The organism is Spongiibacter pelagi, assembly GCF_014705705.1.
In the GTDB taxonomy this organism is placed as follows: domain Bacteria; phylum Pseudomonadota; class Gammaproteobacteria; order Pseudomonadales; family Spongiibacteraceae; genus Spongiibacter; species Spongiibacter pelagi.
The window spans coordinates 1-11,297 of record NZ_JACXLD010000019.1 but is presented as its reverse complement, the minus strand read 5'-3'; the positions used below and the strand labels follow the sequence as shown (position 1 = coordinate 11,297).

The following is an 11,297-nucleotide window of genomic DNA, read 5'->3' as shown; positions in this document are numbered from 1 at the left end:
AGCATAATAACCGAAAGGGACAAGTTAAGGGCTAGGAGGAAGTTAATACCCCGCTGGAGGCCAGGAGCCACGGGGGCTGTAGAGGATTATGTCTTTTTAAGACGGAAAATCCCCAGGACCCCAATGTGCCGCACATCTTCGCCATCGGCGACATCGTGGGCCAGCCCATGCTGGCGCACAAGGCGGTGCACGAGGCGCATGTGGCGGCGGAAGTGATCGCCGGCGAATTGCAGGGCAACAAGGAACTGGCCAGCGCCGCCTTCAACGCCCGCGTGATCCCCAGCGTGGCCTACACCGACCCCGAAGTGGCCTGGGTGGGCCTGACCGAAGACCAGGCCAAGCAGCAGGGCATCAAGGTCAAGAAGGGCCTGTTCCCCTGGGCGGCCTCGGGCCGCGCCATTGCCAACGGCCGCGACGAAGGCGTCACCAAGCTGCTGTTCGACGACAGCCCCGAAGCAGGATCAGGAGACGGCCATGCTGGCCGGGGCCACGGCAAGATCCTGGGCGGCGGCATGGTCGGCACGCATGCGGGCGACATGATCGGCGAGATCGCCCTGGCCATCGAGATGGGTGCGGACGCTGTCGACATCGGCAAGACCATCCACCCGCATCCGACGCTGGGCGAGAGCATCGGCATGGCGGCGGAAGTGGCGCATGGCAGCTGCACGGATGTGCCGCCTGCGCGCAAGTAAGTCCGCAGCCAAGCTACCCTGACAAGGCCCGAACTGGCGACGGTTCGGGCCTTGTGCTTTGCGTACCCAAACAATCGCCGCAGAATACTGTGCATTTGTACAGTATTCATGTCAGCCACTTCCAAGCCCAAGCTCTACAACCCACGCCACCCCGAACGCACGCTGCTCTACCAAATGGTAGCCGAGCACTACGAGACCTGGCTAGAGTTGGCCAGCGCGGGTCAGTTCGACGGCCAGGGCGACCACCACACCCCCAAGCCCTTCGTGCGCAAAGCGTTTGCCAAGTATCTTGAGTGCGGCATCTTTGCCCATGGCTTTGCCCGCGCTCGCTGCGGCGACTGTGGGCACGACTACTTTGTAGCCTTCTCCTGCAAAGGCCGGGGAGTCTGCCCCTCGTGCACCACGCGGCGGATGGTGGAGACGGCGGCACACCTGAGCGACCACGTTTTCCCCCGCCTGCCGGTGCGCCAGTGGGTGCTCTCCGTGCCCAAGAGGTTGCGGTACTTCATGCAACGCGACGGAGCGGTGCTGAGCATGGTGCTGCGCATCTTTCTGCGGGTGATCGCACAAACTCTGCAGACCCACAGCCCCGGTGCGGCCCATATGGACAAGGCAGGCCTGCACATCGGTGCCATCGCCTTCATTCACCGATTCGGCTCCAGCCTCAATGAACACGTCCACTTCCACGTTTGTGTGGTGGACGGGGTGTTTGAGGAAGTGGAGGGCGAGGGCGATGCTGATGCGACCCCTCGAATCTCATCGCCGGGTGTCATCTTTCACGCGGCCACCGGCATCGATGCGGCTACCGTGGCCCCAGTGCAGACCACACTGCAAAAACGCATCCTGCGCGCCTTCGTTGCTCGGGGCCTGCTGGAGAACTGTGACGCCAAAGACATGCTGGGCTACAAACACAGCGGCTTCTCGGTGGACGCCGGTGTCTGCATCGAAGCCCACGACCGCGCTGCGCTGGAGCGGCTGCTGCGCTATTGCGCGCGTCCACCGTTTTCCATGGAGCGCCTACGCAAAGAGGGAAGCAAACTGGTGTACCGCTGTGCCAAACAGCGCAGCGAGCCCACCAGTGACAAGCGTGGTGCCAAGGCAGATGAGCTGCACCTCACACCGCTGGAACTGATCGACCGCATCGCCGCGCTGGTGCCACCGCCACGCACCCACCGGCACCGCTACTTTGGTGTGCTGGCACCAAACTCGCCGCTGAGAGCGGCGGTAACGGCGCTGGCTCAGCCTGCTGCGTCGCAACCAGCCACGGTGGAGACTGCACAACCTGGCGCGGGCGTACCTGGGGTGGCGGCGCCGGGCAACGCGGCCACACCCACACCCGAACCTGAAGCACGCCCGAAGCGAGCGGCGCATTACTTGTGGGCGGTGCTGATTGCCCGCATCTACGAGGCATTTCCGCTGCTGTGCCCCATGTGCGGTGGGCAGATGCGCATCATTGCCTTCATCACCCACAGCGCCGAAATCCGCCACATCCTGAACCACATCGGGGTGGAGTCTGCCCCCCCGCACATCACCCCGGCACGCGGGCCACCGCTGTGGGAGGGCTGCGACGCGCCGGTGGATGATGGTGCGCAAGGCGAGCCGGATTGGGATCTGGCAGCTCAACCCGACGAGGTAGACCAGCGCGTCAATTGGTGACCCAGTGAAGCGGCGGTATCCATCGCTGCGGGGAAGCAGCTGCGCGCGCGCCAGGCCCAAATGCATACTGCCTCCCAAGCTCTTGCCATTGAGCGGCAAGCGAGCGCTCAACCTTCCTTGGCCGAACGTGTTTCGAGGCCCAAAACTCGTGCCATACTTGGCCTCATGCGGTTGAATTTCCTATCCGTGAGCGCCGTTGCCTTTTACAGTCTTTATTGCGTCTTGCAAAGGCAGGTTGCGCCAATCGAAGCGCGATAGCTCTGCGATTCTCATCTCTGTTAAATTTTGCTTAGTAGCTGTGTCTAGCACTGCTCCACCCACAATAAGAAAACTTGCACTCTTATCAGTGTAAGCGATGTTCGTTGACGTTAGAATGACTTCATATAAATCGCCAAAGCCAGATTTGCTTACTTTTTCAATCGGAACAGCAAGCAATTTTGATAGATTGGCTTTAATCTCATCCTCAACCGAACTTGCAATAGTGTGTGCTGCTGCAAAGAGCATTATCGTAGCACCGATAAATTTCAAGGCATACATCCGGACGGTCCTTCTCATATGGTTTAAAGCCCTGCATATTAATTGCTTGGTACAAATTAGGAGTCGACGAATTACAAGCGCCTACCATGTTTAACCTTGTGGCGGAACGCCGTTGTTTCCGGCACGCGCATTGTTATAGGGATTCTGCCGTGGTACCACCTTAATCAACGCATTTCTGTCACAAGGTGATATTAAGCAGTTGATCCAGACTCGGATGCACGCCATTTTTTTGTAAGGCTAATGCTGAGTGTAAGGACAATAAGGGCAAGGTGTATGTTAATAACATACACCTTGCTTTTTAACTACAAAGCCGTATTGGTTTTACGAATTCACCGCTTAAATATGATTATGCTCATCTGAGAAGATATTATTAAACCGAATAGCAGCCCTCGTCATGCACGCAAGGTCTGCAATCCTGCCGAAGCGCTGGTTGTAGCGCTCTATCTTCGTTCAATAAAGCTGTGCTGTTACTCAAGTCTTGATCCATTTTAATTTACTTGTCTGCAGGGTTCGGAGTGACTGGCTCACATTTCACTCCTGCAGGCGATTGCACCACCAACTTATCATTCATCAGGAGTACACATATATAAAAAGTCTTATCTGAATGTCGACGCAGAATCGCTCCAGGCACCTTCTGGAAGTGAGCGTTCATACGCTACGTAATGATGAGCTAGTTCTGAAAGTGGGAACCCGCCATATCGATGGAAGGTTCCCGCTATTTAAGCTAAATCACACATGAGTTATGGATTGGTACAGACGAAGTTTGATGCCTGCTTTGCGGCATTGTCATCATTTGCAGGACCGACGTAGCGTGCATACTGCGGGTATGGGCACAATGGACGGCTTAACACGGTATTTCCCGAACTGTCGACTTTCTGTGCAGCTAACGTGCCAGGCGCCGTATTTTTTGTAACCCAGCTATCAAGGGCAACTAACAAGTTCGACTGATCTGCCCCTGGACCGCCTGAACAATGATTTACGCCGGGCGCCTGATAGTAGCGAACAAAATCGCTTAGGGCCTGTTGTCCGCCAACCTTCGAAGCGACGGCATTATAGTATTCATTGGTATTTTTATAGCTCAGTGCGGAATCGCTCAGACCATGCCAAAGAATCAGTTTGGCCCCACGACGTTTCATTGGCGTTAAATCAGGATCCGTCGCGTCCACTTCTGCGGCCGGAGAGAACAATCTGTTGTAATTCTGTTCTAATGGATACGTGAGCGAATTAACCGCTGGGTCGCGAGCGATGATATTTTTTATAGTCGTATCTTGAAAGAGGAACTGCCAGCCCGGAGTGCCGTTTGCGCCCGTAAGCCAAGTTGGCCACGCACCAGGATCATCTTCGTTTCCGCTTAAGGCCCATCCTGCATTATGGAACACAGGATTTGGTGCGGTACCAATGTCGATTGGATCAGTCCAAGATTTGATGGTGTTAAGTTGCGCATCGGAAAGACAGCTGTCGCCGGTGTCTGCTCCATTAGCACAGCGCAGGACTTGTGGATTGAAATCAGCAGAAGTACATGCACTGGGATTAGATACCAATCCATCCTTTACGCCATCTTTTGTATCACAGGCGTTCAGAACAGATTTAGCAAGTAGCGTGATCTTTGCGGGCGTGAGCTGACCACCTGGCGCCGCGAACGCTTTTGCGTTTCTGTTGAATGCTCCGGCCAATTGGCCGGCCCAGTTAAGCGCAGGTGCGCGAGCGATAACTCCGTCGAAAAGGTTAGGGAAACGTTGCGCAGTCATTAGAGCCTCTCGTCCGCCATTGGAGCAACCTTCGAAATACTTTTTCTCCGGTGGTGCGCCATAGGCCGCCTGAATCACGTCGATTGCTGCTGAAGTTACATTTGGTACCGAAAGATTCCCGAAGAGCCTTAACGCAACCGGATTATTTAACGCAAACGATGCATCTAAGGGGTTGCCTTGGTGGCCGCTGTCGCTGGCCACAACCGCATATCCTTGTGCTAGAGCGGATGCTAGGTTCCCCGAGTCTGCCTGAGCAACGACACCGTTATATCCACCTCCGCCACTGTAGTAAAGCTTGCCGTTCCAGTTATCCGGGAAGCTCATTTCGAAGTTAACACTTGGCTCCAATTTGGCGGCAACTTTGCAATAAGATGGCACGCTTCCCTTCGCAGCTTTTACGTCGGCAGCAGTTATCTGACTCACACCAATTGCTTTGCCGGCCAAGGTGGCACAGACCTGACTAGCAGTGGCTTGCTTTGAGACTGTAGTGGCCGCTGCATTCGAATTGCTTGTCGTATCGTCTGAGCCACCACCGCAAGCTGTGAGTAAAACAGCCATTGAGGTCGCCAAAGGGTAAATCTTGGTAATCTTCTGTCGCTTCATCATATCTCCTGGTTAGGAATTGGATTTTCTGCGTTATTAAAATCTTGTACTCATGTAGCAAAGTTTAACTTGCTAAATAGCGAGATGTGCCACGCGACGACGCCAACAAAGAGATCTATAGGGACCTTTTTACCTTAACCTCTAGCTAGAACAATGTCGGCAATTAACTAGACGCAGCTATGGCAATTCTTTACCAAGTCTACCGTTGCTGCAATCCATTCTATCCCTGAAGTTTTAGCGACATTGTTTTCACGGCTACAATCCCTTACTACTGTTTATCCAAGCCGTATGTTTGAACTTACTTTCGCTGTGAGGAAGGTAGACGCATCACTGCTGTCCGGTTAAAAGTTAAACAAAATCAATTGGTTATCGTCGAGTGGTAGTTCAGTTCCAGAGTCATCGAGCTGCAAGGCGCATGAAAGCTGGGTTTTCTCGAAGACCGAGACCGACAAGATCTGTAGACATGTGTAGAGCGAGGCATCCAGGTGAAGCTCCTTCTTGACGATGGCGATGAGCACGTAGGTGGCCACGGCGCACCACACCTGCGTCTTCACCGCGTTCTCGCTGGTGCCCAGAAACTTCTTGATGCGCAGATGCTGCTTGATCCACTTGAAGAACAGCTCGACCTGCCAGCGGCTCTTGTACAGCGCGGCGATGGTCAATGCCGGCAACGCCGTGTTGTTGGTCAGGAACACCAGCGTCTTGCCCGACTCGGGGTCCTTGAATCGCACGCGCCGCAGATGCTCGGGATACTTCTTGGCCGAATAGTAGCCATTGAGCATCACGCGTTGGTCGCAGATCACACCGGCGTCGCGATCGACGGGCGCCGAGTAGACCCGCCGCGCATCCATCGGCGACTTGGCACGCGTGACGAAGAAGGCGCCGGCCTGATGCAGCGCGTACAAGCGCTCGAAGTCCACGTAGCCGCGGTCCATCACGTAGAAGGCACCGGCCTCGAAGCTGAGCATGTCCAGCACGTTCACGTCGTGCAGCTTGCCGTCGCTGATGTGGATGAACGCCGGAATCGAGCCACGCAGGTCCAGCAGCGTATGCAGCTTGATGGCCGCCTTGGTGGAGCGAAAGGGCGCCCAGTCGAACAAGCTCAAACACAGATCGATGGTGGTGGAGTCCAGCGCGTACACCGTGTTGTCCAACTCGACACCGAGCGAGTCGCCCGTGTACAGCTTGCGCGCGCGGCGGATCAGCAAGGCGGCCAGATCGAACCAGATGCGCCAGTCGCGCGATTCGTTGGCGTCGGCCAGCGTGGAGCGCTTGACGGCTGCTCGAAAGCCCATCGCATACAGCTTGCTCGCGTTGGCCGACAGGCTGACCTCGATGTCGCGCAGGCTCTCGCGCCAGGTCAGCTGCGCGAAGGCCATGGCGCGGAACTGCTCGGCGCACGAGAGCGTGCGCACGCCCGCGTTGCCGCCGTAGCGATGCACGATACGCGCAAAGCTCGTCCACGGCACAAACTCCATGACCTGCGCGAACAGGGTCTTGCCAGAATTCACAGGTGCTCCTCGGGGATGTCAACCCCGGGAAACTACCTAACTTTTGAGCATCAAGATTCAAATCGGCACCAAATGAAATCAGCCCGCAACCCGCGCCATTGCTCGATCCGCGGCTCGGCGCGTGTCATTTAACCGGACAGCAGTGTAGACGCATCAAGAATGAAGCATAGAGCGGTGCGTGTCAAGGTAGTTGTCGCATAAATCAAGCTGCCGCCTTCAACGTCGTCGCGGGCGGCGGATTGAGCCATACGTGATCCGGAGCCTGCCAGGGGCGCGGATGCCGCTTCCATCGCAACGGATGCCGTTGACGGGCTGCCTCGTAGACAGCACGACGCTGGACTAGCAAGGGCTCAGCCGTACCGTTGTGACGTTGCTCAGGCGTTACGTAAGCAATCCCGCTATGCCGGTGGCTGCCGTTGTACCAGGTTACAAACCGCAGCACCCACTCACGCGCAGCGGCGAGCGTTTCAAAGCCACCCGGCGGATAGCCAGGCGCATACTTGCAGGTCCGGAACCACGACTCGATGTGAGCATTGTCATCCAAAGTGCCCGCAGAAATCGCTGCGGTGTGCGAAGCCAATGTCGACGTCGCTTTGATCGAAAAGCATTGGGATAGTCTGGTGCACCTGGCAGCCTCGGTCATGAGCGGACATGCCAGTGCGGTGGCAGCTCTTGCGCGGTTCGGTTCTGCCGCCCAGGGCGATCCAATCTATGAGGCTGGCGTGCAATTGGGGCGGTTGCTGCGTACGGCGTTTTTGGCTGACTACTTTGTCAAGGACGCTTTCAGGAACGAGTTGCGCCGGGTGCTCAATCGGGGCGAGGCTGTTAACGCCCTCAAGCGCGCCATTTATACCGGCCGGATCAGCCCGGCGCAGGCCAAACGTGTCGATGAAATGCAGGCTGTGGCCGATGCGTTGAGCCTGATGGCCAACATCGTGATGGCGTGGAATACCTCACAGATGCAGGCGGTCCTGGATCGCTGGTCGAACCGCCGCCAGGTCATTCCACCGGAACTGATCGGGAAGATTGCGCCCACCAGGCTGGAGAGCATCAACTTGCGGGGTGTGTTTCGCTTCCCGGTTGACCGCTATGCTGACCAAATCCTGCCTTCGCGGCCAAATGCATCGATAACTGGCACCAATGGATGAAACCGACCACGGTTTGACGCCACGAATCGCAGATTTGAAAGTGAACAGGAAAGTCAATGAAATCAACGATCTACCAACACCACCTCCGCGCCAGTGCTAGCTTTTCGTACCGTCACTTATTGCACTGAAAACGAGGAGACCCCAACGTGGACATCCAGATGCGCACCAATGTGGGGTCCTGGGGATTTTCCGTCTTAAAAAGACATAATACTACACAGCCCCCGTGGTTCCTGGTCTCCAGAGGGGTATTAACTTAGACATTTCCTCCAGTTTCGGTAATCGGCCGCATTATTTCCTCGATATCGATCAGGTTTTGTTCAAAGTCGAAGCTATAAGTCCCATTCAGATTAATGTTGTGCCAAGCCACCGGCGACACCTGCTTTGTAATCCCCAGCTTTTCTTCATCGCCAATGCCCTCGAAGTGCCTCAGTAAACGGGTCAGTATCATTGAGTTGAAGTAAATAATGGCGTTGGTGAGCAACCTCGCGCATTCATTCCACAAGCTGATTTCATAATCTGACGAACCTCGGAATCGGTTACCATTAACCGATGCGATAGCACGGCGTAATTGGTGGTAGGCCTCGCCTCGATTCAGTGCTCGCTGTACATATCCCCGGAGACTAGCATCGTCGATATAGTCCAGTAAGTACATGGCCTTGATCATACGGTTGTACTCAGTCAGGGCCTGTAATAACGGGTGGCTTTTGCTGTAACCAGATAACTTGCGAACCAGAATCGCTTGTGTGGTACTTTTCTCCTGAAGCGAGATGGCAATACGCTGGATGGTATCCCAGTGCTCAATGATGAGGTCTGTTTTAATCGGCTTTTTTAAACTCAGTGTTACGCCCTGGTCTTTGTTTTCACTGACTTTGAACATCTCTTCAATGACCTTGCCGAACTGGGCATATCTGGGGGCAAAGGTGTAGCCAAACAGATCCAACAAGGCAAAATTTACATGATTAACCCCATGGGTATCGGTCGATAATACATCGGGTTGTATCTCTGATGTATTGCTTTGCAACAAATCAAAGATGTAGTGGGATTCATGTTCGTTGGAGCCAATCACCTTGGCGTTTAGCGCTGCGTGATTGGCTATCAAAGTGATGGCCGAGACGCCTTTGTTAGTACCAAAGTATTTTGAGGAGTACCGGGTTTTAAAAGTCTCCAACCGGCTCTCGAACTTTTGCCCATCGGCACTGGCATGGATGAGGTCTTCCTGGATATTGTAGTGTTTAAAGATGGCCAGCCTGGCGACCGAGTTGTTGATTACATCATTGGCATTATTTAGCGTCTCCGGCCGCAGGTAATTGGCTTGGATACCTTTTAGTTGGTCATACGCCCGGTCGGAGATATTGGCCATGCCGTACAGCCCGTAATTAGTGCCGTTACCAATAATAACGGCCAACAGATCATTAACATTCGCACGGCCTTTCGACTGGACAGGTAGTACATGTTCAAAGTTGTCCAGAAAGCCAGTCTCCTGATCCACGTAGCGCAGTACATCGGTAATATTAATCGGTTTTATCTGGTCAAAGAACGGGTTGTTCAGCATACTTTTAACACCGGTTGAGGGCAGCCGCCACTTTGTTTTACCGGTGCGATTGCGCAGGATAACGTTTTGGTTGTCACCGTTTTCGATGCGCCGACTGACCTGTTGTAGTTTATCGTTGAGATCACAGGATAAAGTCTCGATTAGTTTGCTGGGTTTCGCCGTCAGGCGAGGCAACATGGATTGTTGGATCAGCGTCTTTTTGCCTTTCCAGCGCTCATTGCTGACCAAATCATCCTGGAGAGAACGGAACTTAATGACGGTCGGGAGATAGAGCTGTCCATTCAGCTTGCTGGGAATCTGCAGATATAGGAGCCACTCAAAACGATCCGGTAGGACGTTGTTCTCCTGATCAATAAGGTATGCCTTCTGTTTGGGCTGAATTAGCCGTCGGTTCATGGTTTGGAGAATAGCACCAGTGGCTAACTCGCCCTTAGTGACGGCTAGCTGTGTAGCCAGGGCCTGTGTGTTCTCAGTAGCCTGGAAGGCTAGACACTGGAAGATTGGCCGTAGCACCTTCTCTAACAGCGGCTTTTGTTGGTCATAGTATTCCCAGTAATAATCATCAAGTGCGCGTTTTTGCTTGTTAAGATACAGGCACAATGACTCGATATCCCGACATTTAAGCAGCTTTTGAGCCTCCCGTTTTACAGCACCAAAAGGCTGTTTTTCATCGATGGAGTTATCAATAAAAAGATGGAGCAATTCCGCAGCCTTGCTGATATTGGCAGCAGCGCCTTCCCAGTCCCGGTAGGCTGCCTCTTTCGCGTACACTTTGGCCTGCTCATGGACTTTCCGAATGTGGTAGACAAAACCGTCGGCCAGACGCTCACTATTTTGCTCGGCACGCTCCTGTAGATAGCACAGTAAATAGAGCTGCTGCGTAGATCGGTCAAAGCGCTTGAGTTTGCTCCCATAATAATCAACCATCGAAGCAAAGTGCTGTTGGTTTTTTATTGAGAGCGATAAGGCTTTAACCACGGTGTTAACTTCACTCATCCAAGGCTCGATTAATCGGTTCACCTTGAGCTCCTTTTCCAATTCCGGGGGAGTAAAGCTCTTGGCAGACAACCTCAATTTAGACAGAGGTAATGCCCCTTTTCCGTCCACCAAGTTTGCGAGCTCAGTCGACAACCTCCCTGATAACTGGTTTTGCAGCGAAGCAGTAATACGCTCTCGTTCCTGTTTCATCGCCTGGCTTACCACGGTCTGCATCACCGTGTATTTGGGAATTGCAATACGACGCAGTGATAAATACTCGGTGGTTGCATCGAACAAATACCGGGGTTCAACCCACGACTTAGCTGTTTGCTGTAAGTGAGTGATTAAGGAACCTCGATCCTGTCTATCCCGCCATTTTTGATAATTGAGGAGATCAAATATTTTCTGGTATAGGCGATCCTTTTGCTTTTGATCCAATGAGAAGCGCCTGATACCGGGACCAGGCAACTGTTCTTTGGCGATAAACCGCAAATCCTCTTCGACATCGCCAAAACTCGGACTCAGAACCACAGGCCTGGACTTGAAGTAACCCAACAGAGCGACAAAGAAACAGCGGTGAGCCCGGCTACGGATAGCGTTGGCGACACGGGCTTCCATCTCATTCAGAGTAAAGTAAAATCGACGTTCTTCGAGGGTGAAACTGGGAGGGCTGTACAAATCATTGATTTCTGAGTCAATGAGGATCTGGAGCCTTTCGGTATATGCCATATCTGATGCCTAAAAAGCTCAGCATAATAACCGAAAGGGACAAGTTAAGGGCTAGGAGGAAGTTAATACCCCGCTGGAGGCCAGGAGCCACGGGGGCTGTAGAGGATTATGTCTTTTTAAGACGGAAAATCCCCAGGACCCCA

Annotated in this window: 7 protein-coding genes and 1 pseudogene; 3 read left to right on the top strand and 5 right to left on the bottom strand. The window is 53.8% G+C overall.

Features of this window, described 5'->3' with window-relative positions:
- Positions 1–125: 125 nt before the first annotated feature.
- Together IB286_RS14820 and IB286_RS14815 are read left to right on the top strand one after the other, a co-directional pair.
- On the top strand, positions 126–692 hold the full coding sequence (locus IB286_RS14820; protein WP_398285312.1) for a hypothetical protein: 567 nt from the start codon (positions 126–128) through the stop codon (positions 690–692).
- A gap of 108 nt (positions 693–800) precedes the next feature.
- Positions 801–2,348, top strand: a complete 1,548-nt coding sequence (locus IB286_RS14815) for an IS91-like element ISCR8/ISPps1 family transposase (protein ID WP_011117152.1) — start codon at positions 801–803, stop codon at positions 2,346–2,348.
- A 180-nt stretch (positions 2,349–2,528) separates the two neighbouring features.
- Here IB286_RS14815 and IB286_RS14810 read toward each other — a convergent pair whose 3' ends face one another.
- From IB286_RS14810 to IB286_RS15850, 4 genes are all read right to left on the bottom strand, one after another.
- Positions 2,529–2,876 (bottom strand): disulfide isomerase DsbC N-terminal domain-containing protein, encoded by a 348-nt coding sequence (locus tag IB286_RS14810; protein WP_190766895.1) that lies wholly within the window; start codon positions 2,874–2,876, stop codon positions 2,529–2,531.
- 749 nt (positions 2,877–3,625) lie between these two features.
- Positions 3,626–5,239 (bottom strand): tannase/feruloyl esterase family alpha/beta hydrolase, encoded by a 1,614-nt coding sequence (locus tag IB286_RS14805; RefSeq protein ID WP_223826447.1) that lies wholly within the window; start codon positions 5,237–5,239, stop codon positions 3,626–3,628.
- Positions 5,240–5,577: 338 nt separating this feature from the next.
- A complete protein-coding gene (locus IB286_RS14800) occupies positions 5,578–6,747 on the bottom strand; it encodes an IS4 family transposase (RefSeq protein ID WP_190766893.1) in 1,170 nt (389 codons plus the stop codon).
- Positions 6,748–6,949: 202 nt separating this feature from the next.
- Positions 6,950–7,390 (bottom strand): integrase core domain-containing protein, encoded by a 441-nt coding sequence (locus IB286_RS15850; RefSeq protein WP_398285309.1) that lies wholly within the window; start codon positions 7,388–7,390, stop codon positions 6,950–6,952.
- On the opposite strand from IB286_RS15850, the pseudogene IB286_RS14790 reads away from it, so the two are divergent.
- A pseudogene (locus IB286_RS14790) lies at positions 7,287–7,895 on the top strand (Tn3 family transposase); the annotation flags it as partial. The gene IB286_RS15850 and the pseudogene IB286_RS14790 sit on opposite strands and share 104 nt — an antisense overlap.
- A gap of 253 nt (positions 7,896–8,148) precedes the next feature.
- Here the strand turns inward: IB286_RS14790 and IB286_RS14785 are convergent.
- Entirely contained in the window at positions 8,149–11,154 is a 3,006-nt protein-coding gene (locus IB286_RS14785; protein ID WP_008246811.1) for a Tn3 family transposase, read from the bottom strand.
- Between the last annotated feature and the right edge of the window lie 143 nt (positions 11,155–11,297).

What these genes read in the sequence shown, in the direction of transcription:
- IB286_RS14815 (WP_011117152.1), top strand. Translation starts at nt 801, where the DNA reads ATGTCAGCCACTTCCAAGCCCAAGCTCTACAACCCACGCCACCCCGAA.
- IB286_RS14805 (WP_223826447.1), bottom strand. Translation starts at nt 5,239, where the DNA reads ATGATGAAGCGACAGAAGATTACCAAGATTTACCCTTTGGCGACCTCA.
- IB286_RS15850 (WP_398285309.1), bottom strand. Translation starts at nt 7,390, where the DNA reads ATGACCGAGGCTGCCAGGTGCACCAGACTATCCCAATGCTTTTCGATC.
- IB286_RS14785 (WP_008246811.1), bottom strand. Translation starts at nt 11,154, where the DNA reads ATGGCATATACCGAAAGGCTCCAGATCCTCATTGACTCAGAAATCAAT.